Annotated in this window: 18 protein-coding genes and 2 pseudogenes; 10 read left to right on the top strand and 10 right to left on the bottom strand. The window is 62.5% G+C overall.

What is annotated here, in order from left to right; genetic code table 11:
- Window positions 1-30: 30 nt before the first annotated feature.
- From EVC45_RS06280 to EVC45_RS06255, 4 genes are all read right to left on the bottom strand, one after another.
- Window positions 31-1,419 (bottom strand): FAD-binding oxidoreductase, encoded by a 1,389-nt coding sequence (locus EVC45_RS06280; RefSeq protein WP_129957159.1) that lies wholly within the window; start codon window positions 1,417-1,419, stop codon window positions 31-33.
- Between the two features lie 928 nt (window positions 1,420-2,347).
- Window positions 2,348-3,778: a hypothetical protein gene (locus tag EVC45_RS47580; RefSeq protein ID WP_168991418.1), complete on the bottom strand. Its 1,431-nt coding sequence runs from the start codon at window positions 3,776-3,778 to the stop codon at window positions 2,348-2,350.
- Between the two features lie 318 nt (window positions 3,779-4,096).
- Window positions 4,097-4,759 (bottom strand): ligase-associated DNA damage response endonuclease PdeM, encoded by a 663-nt coding sequence (pdeM, locus tag EVC45_RS06260; protein WP_129957158.1) that lies wholly within the window; start codon window positions 4,757-4,759, stop codon window positions 4,097-4,099.
- A complete protein-coding gene (locus EVC45_RS06255) occupies window positions 4,756-7,398 on the bottom strand; it encodes a ligase-associated DNA damage response DEXH box helicase (RefSeq protein WP_129957157.1) in 2,643 nt (880 codons plus the stop codon). Before EVC45_RS06255 ends, pdeM begins: the two co-directional genes overlap by 4 nt.
- A 253-nt stretch (window positions 7,399-7,651) precedes the next feature.
- On the opposite strand from EVC45_RS06255, the gene EVC45_RS06250 reads away from it, so the two are divergent.
- From EVC45_RS06250 to EVC45_RS06240, 3 genes are all read left to right on the top strand, one after another.
- The gene (locus tag EVC45_RS06250; RefSeq protein ID WP_233856687.1) at window positions 7,652-8,002 is read left to right on the top strand and encodes an FKBP-type peptidyl-prolyl cis-trans isomerase; all 351 of its coding nucleotides are present in this window, start codon (window positions 7,652-7,654) and stop codon (window positions 8,000-8,002) included.
- Between the two features lie 104 nt (window positions 8,003-8,106).
- Complete coding sequence (locus EVC45_RS06245) at window positions 8,107-8,568, top strand: DUF488 family protein (RefSeq protein ID WP_129957155.1); 462 nt, start codon at window positions 8,107-8,109, stop codon at window positions 8,566-8,568.
- 275 nt (window positions 8,569-8,843) lie between these two features.
- Window positions 8,844-9,917, top strand: a complete 1,074-nt coding sequence (locus EVC45_RS06240; RefSeq protein WP_129957154.1) for a DUF6765 family protein — start codon at window positions 8,844-8,846, stop codon at window positions 9,915-9,917.
- A 96-nt stretch (window positions 9,918-10,013) separates the two neighbouring features.
- Here the strand turns inward: EVC45_RS06240 and EVC45_RS06235 are convergent, their stop codons facing one another.
- Window positions 10,014-10,265 (bottom strand): hypothetical protein, encoded by a 252-nt coding sequence (locus EVC45_RS06235; RefSeq protein ID WP_373682993.1) that lies wholly within the window; start codon window positions 10,263-10,265, stop codon window positions 10,014-10,016.
- Window positions 10,266-10,673: 408 nt separating this feature from the next.
- Here EVC45_RS06235 and EVC45_RS06230 point away from each other — a divergent pair, with 408 nt between their 5' ends.
- The 4 genes from EVC45_RS06230 to cls all read left to right on the top strand — a co-directional run bounded on the left by EVC45_RS06230 (window position 10,674) and on the right by cls (window position 14,029).
- Window positions 10,674-11,012, top strand: coding sequence for a hypothetical protein (locus EVC45_RS06230; protein ID WP_129957153.1), 339 nt, complete (start codon window positions 10,674-10,676; stop codon window positions 11,010-11,012).
- Between the two features lie 209 nt (window positions 11,013-11,221).
- Window positions 11,222-12,073, top strand: coding sequence for an H-NS family nucleoid-associated regulatory protein (locus tag EVC45_RS06225; protein ID WP_129957152.1), 852 nt, complete (start codon window positions 11,222-11,224; stop codon window positions 12,071-12,073).
- Window positions 12,074-12,095: 22 nt separating this feature from the next.
- A complete protein-coding gene (locus tag EVC45_RS06220; RefSeq protein ID WP_129957151.1) occupies window positions 12,096-12,602 on the top strand; it encodes a hypothetical protein in 507 nt (168 codons plus the stop codon).
- Between the two features lie 152 nt (window positions 12,603-12,754).
- Entirely contained in the window at window positions 12,755-14,029 is a 1,275-nt protein-coding gene (gene cls / locus EVC45_RS06215) for a cardiolipin synthase (RefSeq protein WP_129957150.1), read from the top strand.
- 33 nt (window positions 14,030-14,062) lie between these two features.
- Here cls and EVC45_RS06210 read toward each other — a convergent pair whose 3' ends face one another.
- The gene (locus tag EVC45_RS06210) at window positions 14,063-14,758 is read right to left on the bottom strand and encodes a hypothetical protein (protein ID WP_248295041.1); all 696 of its coding nucleotides are present in this window, start codon (window positions 14,756-14,758) and stop codon (window positions 14,063-14,065) included.
- A 31-nt stretch (window positions 14,759-14,789) separates the two neighbouring features.
- Window positions 14,790-15,089: pseudogene (locus tag EVC45_RS46590) on the bottom strand (MFS transporter); the annotation flags it as partial.
- A 454-nt stretch (window positions 15,090-15,543) separates the two neighbouring features.
- On the opposite strand from EVC45_RS46590, the pseudogene EVC45_RS47575 reads away from it, so the two are divergent.
- From EVC45_RS47575 to EVC45_RS06195, 3 genes and pseudogenes are all read left to right on the top strand, one after another.
- Window positions 15,544-16,551, top strand: a pseudogene (locus tag EVC45_RS47575) (O-antigen ligase family protein); the annotation flags it as partial.
- A gap of 159 nt (window positions 16,552-16,710) precedes the next feature.
- Window positions 16,711-17,952, top strand: a complete 1,242-nt coding sequence (locus EVC45_RS46580) for a glycosyltransferase family 9 protein (protein ID WP_373682998.1) — start codon at window positions 16,711-16,713, stop codon at window positions 17,950-17,952.
- Window positions 17,953-18,584: 632 nt separating this feature from the next.
- Window positions 18,585-19,175 carry a hypothetical protein gene (locus EVC45_RS06195; RefSeq protein WP_129957148.1) on the top strand — a complete coding sequence of 197 codons (591 nt, stop codon included), beginning with the start codon at window positions 18,585-18,587 and terminating at the stop codon, window positions 19,173-19,175.
- 944 nt (window positions 19,176-20,119) lie between these two features.
- On the opposite strand, the gene EVC45_RS06190 is transcribed toward EVC45_RS06195, so the two are convergent.
- Genes EVC45_RS06190 through EVC45_RS06180 form a run of 3 tightly spaced genes read right to left on the bottom strand, consistent with a single transcriptional unit; the run spans window position 20,120 to window position 22,781 of the window.
- The gene (locus EVC45_RS06190) at window positions 20,120-20,665 is read right to left on the bottom strand and encodes a hypothetical protein (RefSeq protein ID WP_129957147.1); all 546 of its coding nucleotides are present in this window, start codon (window positions 20,663-20,665) and stop codon (window positions 20,120-20,122) included.
- Between the two features lie 50 nt (window positions 20,666-20,715).
- Window positions 20,716-21,369 carry a response regulator transcription factor gene (locus EVC45_RS06185; RefSeq protein ID WP_129957146.1) on the bottom strand — a complete coding sequence of 218 codons (654 nt, stop codon included), beginning with the start codon at window positions 21,367-21,369 and terminating at the stop codon, window positions 20,716-20,718.
- Window positions 21,366-22,781, bottom strand: coding sequence for a cache domain-containing protein (locus EVC45_RS06180; RefSeq protein WP_129957145.1), 1,416 nt, complete (start codon window positions 22,779-22,781; stop codon window positions 21,366-21,368). Before EVC45_RS06180 ends, EVC45_RS06185 begins: the two co-directional genes overlap by 4 nt.
- Between the last annotated feature and the right edge of the window lie 55 nt (window positions 22,782-22,836).

Here is a 22,836-nt window from a genome sequence, read left to right as displayed (position 1 = left end):
GCTTTCGTCGATCTGCGTCGCGCGTCGACGCTACTCCGTCGGGCGAATGTTCTGGTTATGGCGGAACAGATTGCGCGGGTCGTAGCGGTTCTTCACGGCAACGAGCCGGTCATAGTTCGGCCCATAAGCATCCGCGATACGGCCGCCTTCTTCCTGCGTCATGAAGTTCACGTACACGCTGCCTAGCGCAAAGGGACGCGACGCGTCGAAAAAGTCGCGCGCCCACGCGACGCAGCGCTCGTCATCGCGCGCATCGTCCCAGCGGCCGTGCACGTTCATCGCGTATTGCGTTTCGCGGGCCGGGTAGGCGGTCGCGTCGACCGCCACGCGCTGCGTTTGCGCGCCGATCAGCCCGAAGAAAATTTCGCATTGCTCGGACGGCAGCGTGTCGATCGCGCGGATCAGCGCGTCGATCAGACCATCGTCGATGGTGGCGAGGTTGTGCGACTTCCAGTAGTTGCGCGCGCCCGGCGTGAGCAGCGGATCGAAGGCCTGTTGCCACATTTCATAGGGCATGGGACCAAGATGTTCGCCGAGCGGCTTGCCAAAGCCGCGCGCGGCTTCCACCGCGGCTGGGCCGTTTTCGACCGGCCCGTTGTAGCACATCGCGAACACCAGCACGGGCTTGCCGTGCACATCGGGCGACAGGAACGGCAGCGGTGGCGCGAGCCGGGCGACGGCCCATACGGCCAGTTCGTCGGGCATCGCGGGCACGGCATCGCGGTATTTGATCAGTGCTTCCTTCGCCTCGGCGAACGGCAACACGACGAGGCCACCGTAGACCAGCGGGCCGACCTCATGCAGCGCGAACTCGAATCGCGTCACCACGCCGAAATTGCCGCCGCCGCCGCGAATCGCCCAGAACAGATCCTCATTCGTGGAGGCGTTCAGGTGGCGCAGTTCGCCGTCCGCGGTGACGATGTCGGCCGCGACGAGGTTGTCGATCGTCATGCCGAGGCGGCGGCTCAACCAGCCGAAGCCGCCGCCGAGCGTCAGACCTGCCACGCCGGTCGTCGAATTGATGCCGAGCGGCGTCGCGAGTCCGAATGCCTGCGCTTCGTGGTCGAGATCGTGCAGCGTCGCGCCAGGTTCGACATGCGCGCGCCGCGCGTCCGGGTCGATTCGCACCGATTTCATCGTGGACAGATCGAGCACGAGGCCGTCGTCGCACACAGCGCTGCCGCCGATGTTGTGGCCGCCGCCGCGAATTGCGAGCGGCAAGCCGTTGTCGCGCGCGAAGGCGACGCCGCGGCGCACGTCGGCGACGCCCGCGCAGCGCAGGATCATCGCGGGAGAACGGTCGATCATCGCGTTCCAGATGCTGCGCGCCGTGTCGAAGCCCGGCGTGTCGGGCAGCAGAAGCTGGCCGCGTAGTCCGGATTTGAATTCGTCGACCGCGCTGCTGGAGATAGTAACCATGTTGTACCTCGTCGGACAGGGAAAGGCGCTCGCAGAACACTGCTCAGCAGACCAAACTAAACGCGGGCGGTGAATGAAAGCGGATTGAGAGATTCGGCTGCGTGCAGTAAACGGGGCGGCGCGTCGAAGTCAAACAAAGGTTTACCCGCGTCGGTGCGCAATTCCCCGCGGTCGCTCGTGGGACAGGCTTTTGCGGGCGCGACGACGACGCTTCGCAGCCTAAGCGCCGAAGATGGTGGGAATGCTTCGGAAATAACGTGCGCGCCGATGTGTTGGTTATCTGACGCGCTGGTGGTTGTGCCACGACACTTTGCAGATGACGAGGGTCGTGATCGCGTGCGGCTGAAGCGCACGGTCGACGACTGTGCGAGGTAGCGCACATCGCGACACCGATTTTCTCGGCGCACGCGCATTGCGCAACGACGCGTAATGTTTCGCGTGCGCTTTGCGATGATTTTTATTGCGTTGTCTATTGGATTGCTCTCATTCGCCTTTTCCATTTTTCATTTTTATGTGTGGACGGCCACATGAATAAAACGGCCGATGTGTAAAAAGCCTAATTCGTCAGATAAAACCCATGGTTGATTTTCTTTTTGCCGATCCGATTTAGTCGGAGGCAATAGTTTTAATTTCCTGTCTGAAGAATCTGGATTAGTTGATGGGTCGGGCGAATCGTCGCTTGACGCTGCCTGGCAGGCCGTATCGGCAATATCGCATTGCGTGGTCTAGCGCACGGTCGCGCGATTGCGCTGCGAATAACTTCAACGTCCATCAAGCCTCGCTGTGCGGCTCTCACTATCACGTGCGCGCACGGCCAGCCGATTCTCTCGAAACACGCCAAATCGGACCGGGGATTTTCCGTGAGAGAAGTGTTTAGATCGGGCGCATTTTAATTCGCGTAAAGCGAAGCTGCGCGGAGACTTTGGATTTACGTTGTCTTGACGAGAGGAGATTCACTCGTTAATCGGGCCGGTCGTTCTGGGGAAATAATTAGGAGGGTGAAATGAAAAAGCAAAACGGGGACGCGTGGATATTGGGCACGCGACGGGCGGCTTTGGCAGTCGCGGTTAGCCTCTATGCCGCGATGGCGGGTGCGCAGACGAATTCCGCGAGCACCGCCGCGCTGGCCACGGATCCCGGACTGATGGTGCTCGCCGAGGCGAGCTTGCACGGCGGATGTCCGGCGGGCGGTGGGCCGGGCTGCACGTCGCAGGGGGGCGGGCAAGTCGGGTCGGGCGCCTTCGGCGTCGCGGCGGCGGGGCTCGGCTCGACGTCGTCCACCGGCTCGTCGGTGGGCACCGGGACGTCGTCGACGGGCGCGAGCGCGGGCAGCAGCGGCGGAAATAGTTCGGCGAATTCTGGCCCGGGCGGAGTGGGCTCGGGAAATACCGGCGGCAACAACGGTAGCGGCGGCGCTGGTAGCGGTGGTGGCGGGGATGGATCGGGGAATGGCGGAACTGGCGGAACTGGCGGAACTGGCGGAACTGGCGGAACTGGCGGGACCGGCGGCGGGGATACCGGCGGCGGGGATGGTGGAGACGGTGGCGGGGATGGTGGGCATGGCCATGGGCACGGTCATGGTCACGGCCACGGTGGTGACGGTGACGGCGACGGCGGTCACGGTCATGGCCACGGTGGCGATGGTGACGGCGATGGCGGTCATGGTCATGGCCACGGTGGGGATGGTGACGGCGATGGCGGTCATGGTCACGGCCACGGCGGGGATGGTGACGGCGATGGCGGTCATGGTCATGGTGGTGATGGTGACGGCGATGGCGGTCACGGTCATGGTCACAGCGGTGACGGCGATGGCAATGGCGGTCATGGCCATGGTGGAGATGGTGACGGCGGTCACGGCGCCAGCGGTCATGGTGACGGCGGTCACGGCGATGGTGGCCACGGTGACGGCGGTCATGGCGATGGTGGCCACGGTGACGGCGGTCACGGCGATGGTGGCCACGGTGACGGCGGTCATGGCGATGGTGGCCACGGTGACGGCGGCCATGGCGATAGTGGTCATGGTGCCAGCGGTCATGGCGATGGTGGCCAAGGTGATGGTGGCCACGGCGATGGTGGTCACGGCCAGAGCGGTCATGGCGACGGCGGCCACGGCGGCAACGGCAGCGCGGGCAACAGTGGTGGCGAAGGCAAAGGCGGCTCCGGAAACGGCGGCCATGGTGGTGAAGGCGGTGGCGGCCAGGGCAACGGCGGCTCCGGACACGGCGGTCATGGTGGTGACGGCGGTGGTGGCCAGGGTAACGGTGGCTCCGGAAACGGCGGCCATGGTGGTGAAGGCGGTGGCGGCCAGGGTAACGGTGGCTCCGGCCATGGCGGCCATGGCGGTGAAGGCGGTGGTCAAGGCAACGGCGGCTCCGGCAACGGAGGCCACGGTGGCCATGGCGGCAACGGCGGCAACGGCGGCCACGGTGGCGGCTACGGCGGCGGTGGCTCCGGCAACGGGGGCCACGGCGGCGGCAACCACTAACCCGTGGCAGGAGTCCCTCGAACCTCGCGGGGCTCCCTCCGGGAATGGAGGCCGGCGCCACCCGGCCTCCACACCGACCGCGCGCGAGCGCCATGGGGAACTTGCAGCCAAAAAGCCGGCGAAAGTCCCCCTTAGCGATCCAGCAAACAAAAACCCAACCAAACAACAACGTGGACGGCTCCCACCGTCCGCTCAACTCCGCAACTCGATCACCCTCTCCTGCACGACAAGAAAAACTCTCTCTCCCAAAACGCGCCCCGTCTCACGAGCGCCTCCAGTAAAACTCCCGAACGCCGGCAGCACCCCCCGATCGATCCCAAAGCGAAAGCACGGCACGCGCACCGAATCGGTCCGCGTCGTGATCCGATAGACCGGATGCACATGCCCTGCGAGCACATACGCGTGATCGACCGCATGCGGGTGATGGCACAGCGCCCACGCCCCGATGTGCCACGGCTCGCGCACAGACTCGACATCCATCCGACGCGGCAACGTACCTGCCTGCCGATCGTGATTGCCCTCGACGAGCACCACCCGCATCGACGCATGCCGTGCGCGCCAGGCATGCAACGCATCGAGCGTGAGCGTCGACAGCGACTCGCGCGCATGCAGCAGATCGCCGAGAAACACCAGCGTCGCCGGCTCGAACTCGGCGATCAGACGATCGATCCGCAGCAAATTGTCGACGGTCGAACCGGTCGGCACCGGAATGCCGCGCGCGCGAAACACCGCATCCTTGCCGAAATGCGCATCGGCGATAAAAAGCGCACGCAGCACAGGATCGAAACTGGCGCGCAAGCTCGACAGTACGAGAGGGCGTCCGCCGACGTCGATCGCAAGCGAGGTAGGCTTCATCGTTGCGCGGCCCTTTCGAGTTCGGCGAGCATCCGCTCGACGCGATCGGCGAGCTTCTCCGTGCTGACTTTTTCGCGCAGGCGTCCGACGATCATCGGAAACGCGAACGGCGTCGGTTTCTTCGGCCGCGTGAGCACGACGCGGCTCGCGTTCATTCGTTCGAGCGCAATACGAATGCGCCGCACGTCGAGTTCCTGCAGCAGTACTTCGGTATCGGCCTGACCGAGCAGCAGATTGCCGCGATCGTGCTGGCGAAAGATCTCGTAGAAAAGTCCGCTCGATGCCTGCAATTGCCGCGCGCTTTTCTGCTGTCCCGGATGCGCCTGGAATACCAGTCCCGACACTCGCGCAATCTCGCGAAAGCGTCGCAACGAGAGCTCGGACGAATTGAGGCTCGCGAGAATGTCGTGATCGAGTTCTTCAGGTGAAAGCAGGCCATTGCGCAATTGCGCGTCCCAATCGAATGCCTGCGCGCACAGCAGTTCGAACCCGTAGTCGTTCATCGAAATCGAAAACGTGCCGGGCTTCTCGCGCGCGACTCGCCACGCGAGCAACGCGCCGAGTCCGATATGCGCGGTGCGCCCCGCGAACGGATAGCAGAAGAAGTGGTGCCCCTCGCGCGATTTGAGCAGTTCGACGACGAGTTCGCCCGGCTCGGGCAATGCCGACCACTTCTGCTGCAATTCGAGTAGCGGCCGTACCGCGCGCATCTCCGGTTCGTCGTAAATGCCGTCGGCGGCGCGCGCCAGCATCGTCAGCGTCGCGTCGGCGAGTTCGGACGACAGCGGCATCCGACTGCCGGCCCATTGCGGCATCGCGCCGCGAGACGAGGTCGCGCGCCGCACCCACGCCGTCATGTCCTGCACGCGGATCAGTTCGAGTGCACGGCCGCCGAACGTAAACACATCGCCGGGCTTGAGCCGCGAAATGAACGACTCCTCGATTGCGCCAATGCGTCCGCCCGACAGATACGCAACGTTGAGCGTGCCGTTTGCGACGATCGTGCCGATGTTGTTGCGATGCCGGCGCACGAGATCGTGGCGCGGGACTCGGTACAGACCGTCGCTATCGCGCGCGACGCGATGGTAGTCGGGATACGCGCGCAGCGTCGCGCCGCCGCCTTCGACGAAACCCAGCGCCCAGTCGAACTCCTGCTGCGTCAGATCGCGATATGCATAGGTGTGCAGAAGTTCATCGTACAACTCGACCGCGTCGAAGCCGCCGCCGATCGCGACGGTGACGAGGTGCTGCACCAGCACGTCGAACGGCTTTTGCGGCGTATCGCGGCTTTCGATCTGCCGCTTGTCGACGGCTTCGCGAGCGGCCGCCGCCTCGATCAATTCGAGCGCATGCGTCGGCACGATCGTCGCCCGCGACGGCAAACCGGGCGCATGTCCCGAGCGGCCCGCGCGCTGCATCAAACGCGCGACACCTTTCGGCGAGCCGATCTGGAACACCCGTTCCACCGGCAGAAAATCGACGCCGAGATCGAGGCTCGACGTACACACGACGACTTTCAGCAAGCCTTTCTTCAACCCGCGTTCGACCCACTCGCGCACCTGCTGATCGAGCGAGCCGTGATGCAAGGCGATCGCTCCGGCCCATTCGGGCCGCGCGTCGAGTAGTGCCTGATACCAGACCTCGCATTGCGAGCGCGTGTTCGTGAAGACGAGCGACGTGCGCGCTTCGTCGATCGCGCGCGCGACCGCATCGACCTGGCGCATGCCCATATGACCGCCCCACGGAAAGCGCTCGATCGTGTCGGGAATGATCGTATCGACGATCAGTGCTTTGGGCAGAGCGCCGTGTACGGTGACGTGCGGCGTCGCGACCGGCGCGAGCAGTACCTCGGTCGCGAACGACAGATTGCCGAGCGTCGCCGACAACCCCCACACCTGCAAGCGGGGCCGCCAATGCGTGAGACGGGCGAGCGCGAGCTGCGTCTGCGTGCCGCGCTTATTGCCGAGCAGTTCGTGCCATTCGTCGACGATCACGAGCCGTACCTGAGCCAGTACTTCGCGCGCATCGGCGCGTGTCAGGATCAGCGTCAGACTCTCGGGCGTCGTGACGAGCGCGGACGGCATGCGCCGGTTCTGCCGCTCGCGCTCGGCGGCCGACGTATCGCCGGTGCGCAGACCGACGCTCCAAGGTACGGCGAGTTCGGCCGCGGAGCTTTGCAATGCGCGCGCGGTGTCGGCCGCGAGCGCGCGCATCGGCGTGATCCAAAGTACCGTCAACGGTTCGGGATGCTTGCGCGGCATCGACGCTGCGCTCGCGAACGCGGCGAGCGCGCCGAACCATACGGCCCAGGTTTTGCCGGCTCCGGTGCTCGCGTGCAGCACCCCGCTCGCGCCGCTGTCGATATTGCGCCACACCTCGCGCTGAAATTCGAACGGTTGCCAGCGGCGCGCGGCGAACCATGTATCGAGTTTGTCCGCGAACGGGCGGCGCGCTTCGTCGGCTGAATACGAAGGGAACGGTAGCGGCTCGAAAGCCGGTTCGCGCGCATCGAGCCGCGCCTGTTGCGCGCGGCTGCGCGGAATCCGGCGCGGCCTGGGCGCGCGAGGCCGCTCGTCGGCGGACGCAGGCGAGGCGCCGGAGTCGTAAGCGGGGTCGTCGGAATGGGCCGGCTCGGTCATCGAAAGCGCTCTCAACGGGTGTGGCGGAATCGCGTGCCCGCGACTCCTGCGCCGGATGTTCATGTGGACCGCGGGGTCGCGCGGCAGTTCAGAGACGTCCCGGATAGGCGAGCAACGGCCGGTGACATCGGGCAATACCTGAAAGCCTCGGCCGACATCCGATCCGTTACAATCAGCCGGGTTACCCCACTGGAGATTCGCTTTGAAATCACTCGTTGCTTTGCTGGCCGCAGCCGTTCTGTCCTCGACCGCGATGGCTGCCGCGCCGGCCACGGAGAAACTGCCGTCCGGCGTCATCGTCGAACATCTGACGCAAGGCACGGGCCCGCAACCGTCCGCGACCGACGTGGTAAAGGTCAACTATCGCGGCACGCTGCCGAACGGCACCGAATTCGATAGCTCGGCCAAGCATGGCGGCCCGGCCACGTTCCCGCTCAATCGCGTGATTCCGTGCTGGACGCAAGGCGTGCAGAAGATGAAAGTCGGCGGCAAGGCGCGACTCACGTGCCCGGCGGCGACCGCCTACGGCGATCGCGGCGTTGGCCCGATTCCGCCGAATACCGATCTGACCTTCGAAGTTGAACTGGTCGACATCGTCAAGTAAATGCGCGCGAGCGGCGCTAAAAATGCACTGAGACCCGAGCCTCGCTGCGCGCATCGCAGCGAGGCTTTTTTATGGGCGCCGAATGGCCCGCCAGGGGATTCACCATGAAAAGCAGCAAAAGTGCCGTGCAGGTGGCGAGCATCGGTTTTACCGGCAAGAGCGCCCAGAAGTTCTTCAGTTTGTTGAAGGACGCCCATGTGCGCACGGTGCTCGACATTCGCCTCAACAACACGTCGCAGCTGGCTGGCTTTGCGAAAAAGCAGGATTTGCCTTTCTTTCTCGAGCAGTTGTGCAATGCGGCGTACGTGGAAATACCGGAGCTGGCTCCCGAACCGGAACTGCTCAAACGCTACCAGGGCAAGCAGTTGAGCTGGGAGAACTTTCGCGAGGAGTATTTCGACCTGATTGCCCGCCGCCGCGTCGAAAGCAATCTGGATATCGCGCTATTCGACTCGGGTTGCCTGCTTTGCAGTGAACATTTACCACATCATTGTCACCGGATGTTCGCGCTGGAGTATCTGAACCAGCAGTGGAATAGTCGTCTGTCCGTTACACATTTGACCTGAGCGGCGTCGGTCAGGACGGGTTCTCTTTTTCGCCTCATCCCGCCGCGGCATTCCGGGCCGGCAGGTTTCATCTTGCCCGCCCCGCCCACCCTTCCTTCAGTAGCCCGAATAGTCGCGTGGCGCGAAACGTGGAAAAACGCGTTCAAAACGCATGTTTTTTAAAGGCGCGCGCCGCTCGCTCGTCTACTATCTACTCACGCGCAGCTCCCCGTATTCGTCTCGCCCTATCGCCGGCCACAAACCGGCCGTGATTACGCGCGCCAGGAGCGCCTGCCATGAATATCGACTTCCATTACGGCGTGGTCTACATTGCCGCGCGCGTCGGCGGCCTGACGGCCGGCGATGCGCAAACCGTCGCGCATGCCTGTCAATATGTCGACGACGCAACCACGAGCGGAATACTTCGCTTCAAAGGGGGCGAGACATTCGAGCGATTCGCGACCGCGCACAAGTTATTCGATTACGTCAATACCGAGAACGACCAGAATCGGCTCGTCTGGACCCCGTTCCATTTTCTGCCGGCCGGCGTGGGCGACACTCTCGAGGAAAAGGCGGTTTGCCGGCCCGATAGCGAAGTCGCGCGCGAAGTCGTGCGGCGCGGGATCCGGCAGCACGATTCGGAGACCGGGTTGCACCGGCTCGGCGTGACGCTTCATACCTATGTCGATACCTGGGCGCACCAGGGATTCGCGGGCATCGAAAGCTCGTGGAATCGCGTGCATCTTCTCGAAGCGCAGGATTGCACGCGCAAAGGCTGGATCGCGAGCCTCGAACTGGCGGTCGCGCATCTGATCGAGCATGTCGAGGAGGACGTTCTGACGGTCGCGTTGCCGGTCGGCCACGGCGCCGCGTTGCATTATCCCGACCAGCCGTGGGCACGCTGGCATTACATCGACGGCCGCAATCAATTCATCTCGCGACACAATTTGCCGGATTTCGTGGAAGCGGCGGACATGAGTTGTCGTGTCGTGCGAGCTTATCTGGCCGGGCGCGAAGATTTCGAAAGCCAGCCCGGCCTGCCGGACGACGTAAAAGACGCGCTGACCCGACTGCTCGATACGAACCGCGAACCCGACGACAACCTGCGTTTGGGAACCGTTTGTGAATGGGTGAACGCCGGGCGTATTCCGGGTTTGAAAGAACCCGTGCCCGGCTATATCGCCAAAGGACACGGGTCGTGGAAGTACCTGGCCACCGGTTTGTTGTGCGATGACGACACCGGGGACAGACCGGAGTGGACGACCGCCTTCGAGAAGAGCGACTACCGGCTCTTTCACGACGCGGTCAAACAACACCGGTTCGTGATCACTCAGGAGATCTTGCCGGCGCGCGGATTACGCATTGCCTGAGTGATCGGAGCAGGGCGCGTTGCCGTGTATAGAGGTTCTAACATTGTCGGTTGGTCTCTCGTGCGAACCTTTGCGGCAGCGCCCGCAGTTCTCCAGTTACTGCATTCTGGCTTGCTGATGCGGCGCGGCCTGAGCCGCCGCCTGCTGTTCTTCGGCGTGCTTTTTGGCCATATGCCGTCCGACGATACAGCCGCCGACTGCGCCGACCACCGCATGATGTCCCGCATAGTGCCCGGCGACGCCGCCTACTACCGCTCCTTTCAGGCAACCGGCCGCGTTCGCGGTGCCGGCCATTGCCAAAGAGACTGCCATTGCCCCGAGGGCGGTTCGAATAAAGCAAGTGTTCATTGGAAGTACCTTCGTGTTTGTGTGGATCCCAAATAGGGTGGTTCGGCGTCGTTTTCAATAGGCGCCGCGAGCACGGCGGCTGGCATTGGACTCTCTATTGGCGATACATCCGCCGCCGGCTACGGACATGAAGTCTAAATGGAAGGCGCCGGTGCAGGCGCAACAGGTCCTGCAAGATCGGTAACGGCACGTTACGGACGCGGCGTGTTTGCACGCATCGTCCGTAGCGTTTCGCGCACGTTTGAATCGGGTCGCTAAAGCCGACCACGAAAAAAGACCGAATTCAAATAAAAAGTGGACTACTCTCCTTTGAATATCCAAATGCCGGGCTATAGTAGAAGCGACTAATGCCGGAAAGCACGGCGGCGCCCTTTTTTTGCAGCCGATGCGGATGACGGGGAAACACAAATGACGCCATCGAATGCAGCGATCTATCAGACCAGGACTTGCACACCGGAGTCGTTGCGCACGCTCGCGAGCTTTCTCGAATTGGCCCTCGACGAGGGAAAAAGCGTGGTCGTCATGAGGATCGGCAAGCAGGCGCGCAGCGTATATGTCGGCAATCCATCCGGTGCATTGGAGGATTTAACGGATTCCGGTGTCGTCGATGCTTTCCAGGCAGACGAAATGCTGCTACTGACCTGCCTGGGCCTGAACCGGATAACCGCGGACGGTCAACGCTACCGCTTTATACGGAGTGTGAGGTACATTGCCGATCGCCAGGTCGTCGTTTTTACGCCGATCTGAGTGGTGGAACCGAAATGAAAAAGAAGAATCAGGAGGGAAGGAAAAGGAAGAAAGCTTCGAAGAGCTGGTTGAAAACCCGAAAGCTTTTGTTATTTGAACGCTGCATCGGCGTCCGTATCGATGTATTGAAGCCAGGGATAGGTCAATAGACTGCCTTTCTTCCTTCATTCATGGCATAGTTCGACGATTACCACATAAGGAGCAATCAAATGCCTTCGTTAGAGCAAATCCAAGCAAAGCTTAAGAAGCTCCAGGAGCAAGCTGACGTTCTCATTGCCAGAAAAGCACAAGCCGCGGTCGATCAGATTCGCGAATTGATGCTGAAGCACGGTCTCACGACTGCCGATATCGAAGCACAGGCGAAGGCACGACGTGCCGCGCGAGGTCTGAATGGCAATGCGGGTAAGCGTCGGGGAAGGCCGGCTGGCGCGAGCAAAGCCGCCAAATCGGCAACGCCGGCGAAGTACCGCGACCATAAAACCGGCGCGACCTGGACGGGTCATGGCCGCGCGCCTGGCTGGATTGCCGGCGTGAAGGACCGCACTGTGTTCCTGATCGACGCTGCGAGCGAAAGCAAAGCCGCGGCGAGTCCCGCCGCGAAGCGCGGCAAAGGTCAGCCGAAAGGCGCACAGCCGCCGAAGTACCTGGATCCGAAAACCGGCGCGACCTGGAGCGGCCGCGGTCCGGCGCCGGCATGGCTCGCCGCCGTCAAGGACCGCAGCAAATTCCTGATCGATGGCGCGGCGAAGGCCGCCGCTCCGAAAGCGGCTAAGGCGGCGGCAAAGAGCGGCCAGCCGAAAGCAACCGCGAGTGCGGTAGGCAAGAAGACCACGGCGAAAAAAGCAGTGGCGAAAAAGGCAACTCGCAAAACAGCCGTGAAAAAGGCCGCAGCCAAAAAAGCGACCCCGGCAAGCCGGAAAGCCACGGTGAAGACAACCGCTGGCCGCAAAAGCGCTTTGAAGACGGCGAGAAAAGCACCGGCGCGCAAGGCTGCCGCAAAGAGCACGGCTGCGCCCGTGGCGGCAGCTCCGCAAGCGCCCGAGGCGCAAGCAAGCGCGTAATAGCCGCGGAGTCGTGAAGTAGATGGTTAGCACGTTCGATGTATCCCGGCAGGAAGATCAGGTCTTCCTGCTGGACTTCGCTCCTCATCCGGCAGACGACGCCGCCGAACCATTCATCGTCGCCAGCGATCGCCGGGTGATCCTCACTTATCCGATCGCGGAGTCGGACTTTGAACGATTCGGGCCATTCGATCCCGACGACGATCCTTTTTGCGCGGTGTTGTTTGCCGACACCGTGTTTCATCGTCTGGGGCCGCCGGGTGATGACGATCTCGCCATTCATCCGCTCGCGGCGCACGGTCTCACCGGCTGCTCGGTGCATGAAGTGGTCAATTCGTCGTTATGCGCGGAGCTTGCCGCCGTGGCGACAGGTTCCATGGCCGTTGATCCCGAGGCACCCGCGCGGCGGCATTTCGTTATTACGTTTCAGGCGTCCACGTTCGAATGCGTGGCGTCGGACTCTACGGTCATCGGCGTATTCGGCGCGGGCGAAATAGCAAGTCGCGAGGCATTTGCATTGGTCAGATAAAGCGCTGGAAGCCGGCAAGCAAGGCGCGGTCCCGGCCCGGGCACGCGCCGTGCACGACGTGAGGATAATGAAAGCCAGGTACGAATCCGGCACTCTTCCGTCGAACGCGGGACGCGCATATCGTGTTCCGCCGCTTGCCATCGAGGCCACGCATGCTGACTATTCTTATTACCGCGTTCGTCACGCTCGTGATCGTTCTCGTGATCGCCAATCTGTCGAGTGGCGAGAAGAAAATAGAACACAGGATCGAGCGGCTCTATAAGAGCGAAGATCCGCAATTCCTCCGCTCGATGGGTCTATTGCTCGGTCCGCCCGTGGGATCGGGTAATCGCTTCGAGATGCTCCTGAACGGCGACCAGATCTTTCCGTCGATGCTCGAAGGCATTCGCTCGGCGCGCAAAACCATCACGTTTGAAACGTTCATTTACTGGTCTGGCGAGATCGGCGAACAGATTGCACGTGCGCTTGCAGATAAGGCGCGTGAAGGTGTCGTCGTCCATATACTGCTCGACTGGGTCGGTTCGTCGAAAATGGATCAGCGCTATCTGCAACTGCTGCGCGAGGCCGGCGCCGAAGTGGTCAAGTATCACAAGCCGCATTGGACCGGACTCGGTCGTATGAACGATCGTACGCACCGCAAACTACTAGTGATCGACGGCCGGATCGGTTTTACGGGGGGAGTCGGCATTGCGCCGGAGTGGACTGGCAATGCACAGGACGAAAAGCATTGGCGCGATACGCATTTCCGCGTGACGGGTCCGGTGGTCGGTCATATGCAGGCCGTGTTCATGGACAACTGGATCAAGACGACCGGCAGCGTATTGCATGGTCCCGACTATTTCCCGCACATCGATGCCGAGCCGAAAGGAGAGGGCGAGGGTCTCGCGCATATGTTCAGCAGTTCGCCGTCGGGTGGCAGCGACGACATGCAGTTGATGTATCTGATGGCCATCACCGCCGCGACGCGCAGTATGCAGCTTGCGAGCGCGTACTTTGTGCCCGACAAGCTCACCATCAACGCGATCGTCGAAGCGGCGAAACGCGGCGTCAAAGTACAGATCGTCACGCCGGGCAAACGCATCGACACGCACACGGTGCGCGAAGCTTCACGTGCTTGCTGGGGCGATCTATTGAAGGCGGGCGTCGAGATCTACGAGTACCAGCCGACCATGTTCCATTGCAAGTTGCTGGTGGTCGACGAGTACCTGGTGTCGGTCGGCTCGACGAACTTCGACAACCGCTCGTTCAAGCTGAACGACGAAGCGAACCTGAACATCTACGACCGCGATTTCGCGAGGCAGCAGACCTCCGCGTTCGACGAGGATATCGCGAAGTCGAAGCGCGTCTCGCTGGAAGCATGGACGCGGCGCCCGCTCACCGAGAAGATCATCGAAAAGTTCGTGCGGCTGCTGGACACGCAGCTTTGAAAAGCGCTGCGAACCTGTCGAGGCGCCGACGGATCAGTGAACGGCGCCGCGCAGATACGCTTCGATGTCGGGGCGCGCAGCGCGCGTGACGCTGATGTCTTCGACGGCAGCCGCATCGGCGAGGCGCGCTTTCGCGTGTTGATACGCATTGGCAAAACCACGCAATTGCTGCGTGGCAGGGCGATCGTCGAGCCGGCGTCGCGTGAGCGCTTGCGCGATGCTGCGTTCGATCAACGCCAATTGGCTGTCGATATAGTCGATACACAACTCGCGGCGGCGCGCGGATGCCGCCGCGACGCTCAGCAGTGCCGGCGCCAGCGAGATCGTCAGAAAGCCGCCCGCGGGAATGCGTGCGAGTGCAGCGGGCGAATCGAACAGGTCGGCGCGCAATGCGTCGAACACGGCTTGCGTCCAGAATGCGCGCTCCTGTTCGAGCGCGCGACGCCGCCGCGCGAGCGCGTCTCGCGCATGCGGATCGGCAATGCGGCCCGCGTCGACCAGCAATGGCGCATCGTCGCGTTTGCCTTGCTGGATGCATGCGCTGCCGACATAGACGGCGCTATCGCCGCGTTGCGCTAGTACCAGGTGTTGCAGGCTGTCCGGTACGAGCGGGTCGAGCGGCACTACTTCGCAGGTCAGCGGCTTGCCTTGCAGATGAATCCATCTTGCCGTCGAGAGTGCCGCCGGGGCCGCCCGGATGGGGGCCTGCAACGCCTCCGGGTCGGCCAACGCCCTGCATCCGGGCAACGCCCGTAGAACGGCCTTCGGTTGGATAGATTCGTGCAACATAAGATGACAGCGAGGTAGCCGCGCTCGTCGCCGGTGCGCCGCAAAGAAATATCAGCGCGCCGAGAGTTCTCTCGCTGCCAACACTGTGTCCGACCAGCGCTATCAGCACAGCGACCAGCACGTAGGAGACCACAATCGTCCGGTTTGCACTGAGGCGATCCATCAGCCAACCGGTAACCGGATTACCAGGCAGCCCGCCTAATGGGAACAACGACGAGATCAACCTCGCATGTTCCGTGCTGAAGCCAGGATCGCGGAATAAGGTCGGCATCCAGTTCGTCATCAGCTAGTACACGATCAGACCCGTGAAATAGGCAATCCAGAGCATGATCGTGCGCAGCCGATAGGCCTTTGACAGAATCAACGCTAACGCAAATCGGCGGCCACTTTTCGTCGACGAAGCGTTGGCGTCGAATATCAGTTCACCCTGCCTTCACTACAGGGATTGCGTACGACTATTTGACGTCAAATGGTGTGACTACGGAAAGTGGTTCGTCTTCCGGCTGCGACCATCCATCGGTGGCCAACATGCGCAGCCGCTTTGGCGTTTATCGCCAGAACAGCATCGGAAGAACGATTGTCAATATCCCCATTTGACAGGCAGAATGGGCAGCAATCCGACTGCAACGTTGTCGTGCGTCATTCGACAACTCGAGCCGCTTCGAGACAAGCCTGTCCGTACGGCCCGGAAGGGATGATTGGCCCGAGTCTCAGGAGTCGATCCGATGCGCATCACGCCACTATCAGACAGTGTCGCTACCCTAGCTGTCGTGTTATCGCCGGCGGTCATGCTTTCGATAAGAGGTGGCACCGGCTACTGTTTCTTCGTTGTTTTTGCGCTCGCTCTGGCTTACCTGTGCAAAGCTGGGAGTCGGCGTCGGGCGGCAGCACTGTTTCGCGAACACCCCCTGTTCGTCCTGGGTCTGACCGCGATGCCGGCTGTCATACTTTTCCAGATAGCGATTTTTCGAAGCGGCACGTTCCCATCGCTCGACCCATTCCTGCGGCTGGTTCTCGCCGTGCCAATTTTTTTCTACCTGGAATCGCTCCCATCGCGGCGACTGCGCCTCGTGCAATGGGGATTTGTGGCGGGCGCGATGGGCGCCGGTTCATGGGCCATTTACGCGCAGTTTCATCCAGAAGTCTGGATTCTTGCCGGTCGGCTCGGCAATTCATTCACCAACCCGATCCCTTTCGGCGACACAGCATTGCTGCTTGGTTTCCTGTCGATTGTGCCGATCACGCTGGGCGGGCGCATGCGCGCAGCTGAGACGGCGATCAGGATCACTGCATTTCTGCTCGGTGGCTATGCGTCGTATCTGTCGGGCTCGCGCGGCGGCTGGATAGCGCTACCGCTGTTCGTCTGGACGGCAGTCGGTGGCTTGCACCGGCTGAACAGCAGGCGGGCGCGCATTGCATTGGGCTGTGCAATCTTGACGGTTTTCGTGGCGCTTGCATCTACGCGCATTGTCGTACAGCGGGTCGACGCAATCGTGTCCGACGCCAGGAGGATGCAGCAAGGCGAGATCGATTCTTCGCTTGGCCTGCGCCTTGAACTATGGCGCGCATCCGCGCTTCTATACCTGCGCCATCCCGCGTTTGGCGTGGGACGCGGGCGTCTGGAAGAGGCGCTAAACGGGCTCGCCGAACGTGGTGAGGCGCCGCGAGCGATCGTCAATGCGGGCGCACATAGTGAGTTTTTTTCCGCGCTTTCCCAGATGGGAACGGCCGGCGTGGCTGCACTGCTGCTTCTGTACGTCGGGACCTTCACATCATTCTGGCAGAACAGACTCAGCGAGGATCGCGAAACCGCTACCGCGTCGTATCAGGGACTCACGGTGGTCGGCGGTACGGTCATTTTCGGGTTGACGATCGACGCGTTGACGCTCGTGATGAGCGCAGCTTTTTTTGCACTGAGTGTTGCAACACTGCTTGCGTGGATCGAGGCGCGCAAGCGTGAAACCGGCGAGGAGGGCAAGACGCGAGCGCTGATCTCGAAGCGGTATCCGCGAACGGTTCTTGTGGTCTGCCCACGTCGGATAGGCGATGTGTTGCTGGTGACGCCGCTTGTCCGGTCGCTGAAGGCGCAATGGCCCGAGGCCAACATCGACATGCTCGTATTACGAGGAACAGAGGGAGCCCTTGAGCACAACCCGGACCTGCGCCGCGTCACCGTTGAGGCTCCACGCGCCCCGCTACGCGCGCGACTTGTCACCGCGGCAAAGATCTGGCGGCGATACGATCTTGCGTGTGCGGCCGTCGACTCCGATCGCGCACTGATTTATGCGTGGGTTGCCGGCCGCAAGCGGATCGGGCTGGTCGACGCCGAGCGCGTAAAGTGGTTCGCGCGCGCCATGCTTCACCGGATGGCGCTCGACAGGCAGCTGGACGCACACGTGGTGTCGAGCACGCTCGAACTGGCGCAACTGGTCGGCGCGACTCCGCGCGCCAAAGTGGTCCCGCCGGGCATCGGTCCCGACCCGGAACATTGGGCCCGGTTCGCGGCGCGGTTCAGCGCGCTCCCCGCCGCGAGGCAGGGGCAGCCATTGGTTGTGCTGCACCCGCATTCCATACTCGCGTATAAACAATGGACGATCGGTAATTGGGCGACAACGATCCGCTGGCTGCGCGAGCAAGACTTCGCCGTCGTGCTGAGCGGAGGGCCGGCGCAAGCCGAGCGCGAATATGCCTCACGGGTTATTGCGGTAGCAGGCGAGCCGGTTCTGAATCTTGTCGGTGAGCTGACGCTCGGCGAAACCGCGGAAGTGATCCGGCGTGCGAAACTCTTCATCGGTCCCGATACGAGTGTCACGCATATTGCTGCCGCATGCGGCACCCTGACGATCGCGCTATTCGGTTCGTCGGACCCGGTTCGCTGGGGGCCGTGGCCATGCGACTGGCCATTGGTTGAAACACCATGGCCTCGACACGGCTCAAACCGGCGCGGCAACGTGTACCTTCTGCAAGGGGAGAAAGCCTGCGTTCCGTGCAGGCGCGAAGGATGCGACGAACATAAGGAAAGCGTGAGCGATTGCCTGATCGACCTGCCGGCAAGCAGCGTCATTGCTGTCGCCGCGCAAATGCTTGGTCTACCGGCACCGATACGGACTCAGATCGTCACGATTAACCGCTAGAGGTGTCGCGTGAAGGTTGGACTGCGGCGGGATCGACAATCCGAGTGCCCCCGCAGCCGTATCACCGACCCACACACCAATTTCTTCCCGGCTGTCGGCATTTGGGTTCGACCAGTTTGGCTAGCATCGCGAAATGCAGTCTGCCGCGCATGGTCCATCGCTTTTCGTCCATTGGGGTTCCAGGGTGAGCGACGCCTACGGCCTGCTGACCAGCCGTTTGGCGAACTCTCACGAAGGTCGCTTGATGGGCCGCGAGCCGCCGCAGGGCTACAGGCGAAGGCCAGCTGCACTACTCCGTCGCAGAGTCGCAAAACTGTGGCGCCAGTCGCAAATTCTCTTGCGCTCTACGCGAACGGAAATCGCGCGTCGGAGTTGGTACGACCACATCCGCCGACGTTGGCGTTGGCACCGGCATGGAGGTCTGTCGCTGATGCTGTGCCACGAGCCGCCGGCGTAAGGCCACCACAGCTTGTGCGTGCGCGGCCGTGGCGGAAATCGGTATCGCACGCCGGGACGGGATTGCAGGGCACAACCGCATAACTGGCAAGGTCAGGTGGTCCGGCACCGATTTCTCGCCGCGTGCCGACCGCATTGCGTCGTCCTAGAATTAAATAAAGCGGGGGCGGGGCGACATGAAACACGGACTGGTACTCGGGCTGCTGAGCGGTGCGCTGCTGGTCGGTTGCATGTCCGCCGGGGTCGAAGTGAGGCCTGAACAGATGGCGACCTTCAGGCGTGGCGTGACGACGATTCAGGAAGTGACGACCACGCTCGGCCCGGCATCAGTGCAGACCGCGCTCGACGATGGTTCGATGCTGCTCGTGTACACGTATGTGACGTCGAGGCCGCACCCCGAAAACTACATTCCGATTATCGGATCGCTGGTCGGTGGGTCCGATACGCACACATCGGCGGCGGTGTTCCTGTTCGATGCGCGCGGCGTCCTCAAGAGTGCGAACACCACCACCTCGAACGTCGGAACGGGCCTGAGCACCGAACTGCAGCGCAGAGCCCCGGTGCCGATCGTTGAGGCGCCTGGCTTGGGCGACAGCCATCCACCAGCCGCCGTGAGGGGAGTTGAGCCGCCCGTCGTGGTCAAGGGCATATCGCCGGCCGCCGCGGAGGGCGTCGAGCCACCTTCGAAAGAAGAGGACCAGCCAGCACCAGAAAACAGCGTCGAACCGCTACAAGAACAAGGCATCCTGCCACCTTTGAGCAGGTAGCGTCGAACCTCAGCCCTCCACGACGCGCGCCGGGCGTTCTGTCGTCACGCCGGTCGCAGCTGCGCGGTCGAAGGCGTCGACGCGCGGGCAGGCGATCCTTTCCTACTGTCAATGTTCACGTAACGTAGAACTTCATATGGGGTTTTGCGGCGAACCCGTCCGACGAACGCTGAATCCGCGGACCATCTAATCTTACCTGCGCAATGGGCCAGATTCTCGTAGATTGAGATCAGTTGCTCCGATGCAAACAAGTGACGGTACCGGATGACCGTTCCAGCGTCGGAAGTACGCGTTGGCGACTGCGAGACGCGTCACTCACGACCGCTGAGATGCGAATGGCCGGAGAGTGTTCCGAAGCTGACCGACCAATGCCAACACCTGAGCGTCTGCATTGGCCGAGCAGCCGCTGGCGGTCTCAGTTGAGCACCGTGACCTGACGGTATCAACCTCCGAAGTCATCTGGAAATGCATGGCTTAGACGATCTTTCTTAAGCGGGCGGCGCTGATTTTCCGATGCGGCCCACCTAAGGCCGTTGAGTGCCGGGCGGGAGCTGATATCGCTGACGGTATCAGAGGGGCGCGATGGGACCCGAGTCACAGGCCCAGCGTTGGGTTTGCGGCAGGCGGTTGTTAATTGAGTGGGAATGCTTCTACTCCCGATCCATGCTGCACCAGAAAATCAGGCCGAGTCGGTCGCAAGCGATCTGGCGGGAAAAATGGGTAGGATCATTCGGTAGGGGACGATCCGTAACTGTACGAGTCAAAACTGGCGGGGCATTGGAGCCGGCAGTGCGATCCTGCTCCCTTTTGCCCGGCAAGGCCTCCCGGGCATTCCGGCATCTTTGTGGCGGTCGTCTTCAAATGTGCGAGCGTCTCCACTTCGCGGGTGGAGGTGTCGATTCCTGTGACTCTTCCCAGACGTACCTGGACGTAAGGTTAGCGTATTAATTGCCCGGGTCCAACACCGGCTTGTCCGGGTCCGCCTGGGTGCGGTACGGCAACCGCGCGGCGTGAGGATCGGTGATCGTGTTGTCGATTACGCGCTCCACGTCCGCCGTTTTCGCGAGTTCGCCGAGGAAAGTCTTCTTGTCGAAGCCAGGCGCGACACAGCCTTCGACGTAAATGAAACGGCGTTGCAGCGTGAGCCACAGAGTCGATTGTTCGCGCCAGTGCGTCGCGACGTTCAGATTCGCGAGACGCCGTTGCACGCTCTCGGCAATTTCCGCGTCGTATAGATACGCATTTGGCAAACGGCAACGGCCCTCGATCCAGCAGCTATTGCCGCGTTCAATGCGGTAATGGCTATCGTCGAGCCATTCCTTTTCGGTTTCGAATGGGCCGAGCGGTGTCGGGCAATCGGCAATCGCTTTGGAGATCTGCAGGAATGGATCGTGGCCGCGATTGACGCGCGCTGCCGGTTCACCGGAAACGCGAGCCGTGGCCGCGCACAGCATCAGGGTGGCGAGACTCAGTCCGAACACGCGTTTCATGCTGTGGTCGCTCCAGGTGTGGAGCGACCATTATCGCGCGCCCGCGAAGCTCAACGCTTGTTGCGCCGATTCTCGACCGCGAACTTGATCAATTCGGCTTGTCCTTCGATATCGAGCTTGCGCTTCAGATTCAGTCGATGCGTCTCCACGGTTCGCACTGAAAGATCGGTGCGCTGCGCGATCTGCTTGCTCGACAGTCCCTCGGCAAGCGCGTCGAGAATGTCGCGCTCGCGCGGCGTCAAACGTTCGACCGGCGATTGCGTCGCCGACGCCTGGATCAGCCGCGCGCTCAACTCCGCGCTGAAGAACGTCTTGCCGTCGAGCACCGCGCCGATCGCCTGAATGATTTCGAGCGCCGGCGAATCCTTCAGCACGTAGCCGCTCGCGCCCGCGCGCACCGCTTGCGTCACGTATTCGAGGTTGTCGTGCATGGACAGCATCAGCACGCGAATCGCCGGAAAACGCTCATGAAAAAGGCCGGCCAACGCAATGCCGTTCATGCCGCTTTTCATGCCGACATCCATCAGCGCCAGATGCGGCGACTGACTTTCGGCCAGTGCGAGCGCTTCCTGCGCGTCGCCCGCTTCGCCGACCACTTCGAAATGACGCACGGCTTCGAGGCGTGCGCGCAAGCCGTCGCGCACCAGCGGATGATCGTCGACGAGCAGCAGACGCGCGACGGAAGGAGAGGTCGTGTCGTTCATGAAGAGAGTTCCTGCAGGGGCGGCGCCGTGACATGCGTCGTCGGCAACGGCACGCGCGCGGCGACGACGGTGTGTCCTGCCTCCGAGTTCAACGATAGCGTGCCGCCGAGCGCTTCGAGCCGTTCGCGCATGTTGCGCAGGCCGACACCTTCGCGTCCGCCGACGAATGCTTCGGTCACATCGAAGCCGCGGCCGTTGTCGGAGATCGTCAGTGTGACCGCATCGCGCGAGACTTCGAGCGCCAGCGCCGCGCTCGACGCCTGCGCATGTCGCACGATGTTCGTCAGCGCTTCCTGGGCGATGCGAAACAGCACGGTGTTGACGGTATCGGGCAAGGTGGCCGCATGCGTGTGCGCGATCTGCGTGAAGCCGATCGCGATGCCGGACTCGTCGCCAAGTTCGCGCGTCAGCTGTTCGAGCGCGGCGGCGACGCCGAGATCGTCGAGCATCGACGGGCGCAGCGCATGAGAGATGCGCCGGACTTCGCGCAGCGTATCGCCGAGTCGCGCGAGTCCGGTGGACAACGCGGCCTCGGCGGCGGGCACGCGCGCGTCGCCGCGTTCGAGCCGCGCAAGCGCCGATTCGAGCAGCAGCTTCACCGACACCATCATCTGGCTGATGCCGTCGTGCAATTCGCGCGACAGGCGCGCGCGCTCGTTTTCCTGCGACTCGACGACCTGCTGCGCGAGCCGCTTCAGCTTCGCGTCGGCGCTGCGATATTCGGTTACGTTCAGCACCAGCGCGCACAGCGCGATGACCGCGAGGCCGGCCACCGCGATCGCGTCGATCCATTTCATCGTGCGATCGATATTGGCCGCGGCCTCGGCGTCGATATGCGCGAGCGCCGTGTCGACGTCGTCGAGATAGATGCCGGTGCCGAGCATCCAGCCCCAGCGTTCGAGCGGCACCACGTAGCCGAGTTTCGACTCCTCCTTGCCGGTCGACGGCCGATGCCACAGATAGCGCACGTAGCCGCCGCCGCGCGCGGCTGCGGCGAGCAGTTGCTGGATCGTCGGCGTGCCCTGGCTATCGCGCAACGACCAAAGATCCTGGCCCACCAGATTCGGCTCGCGCGGATGCATCAGCGTGCGGCCGTGCATGTCGTAGACGAAGAAGTAGCCGTCCTCGCCGAAATTCATCTTCTCCAACACCGCGAGCGCGCGGGTGCGCAGCAGCGCGTCATCGCGCGCGTTGTCGCCGCCGGCTTCATAGAGCGGCGCGATCGCGGTGGTCGCGAGTTCGACGTAGTGCTTGAGCTCGACCTCCTTGCTGGCCATGTAGGCGGCCTGGGTGGTCGCGTGCTGCCGCTCGGCGAGCGCCGTCGCTTCACGGCGCACGCCGGTCTCGATGCTGGCGATCGCCACCAGAAAGGGCACGATCGCGAGCAGCACAATCTTCGCTTTGAGTTTCATCGTTGAAAAAGACCAGTCAACGGGCTACGTATTATTACGTAGAAGGCTTACGTAG

The sequence above is a fragment of the Paraburkholderia sp. UYCP14C genome (assembly GCF_004197395.1).
Lineage (GTDB): Bacteria > Pseudomonadota > Gammaproteobacteria > Burkholderiales > Burkholderiaceae > Paraburkholderia.
This window is presented reverse-complemented; position numbering and strand designations above follow the sequence as displayed.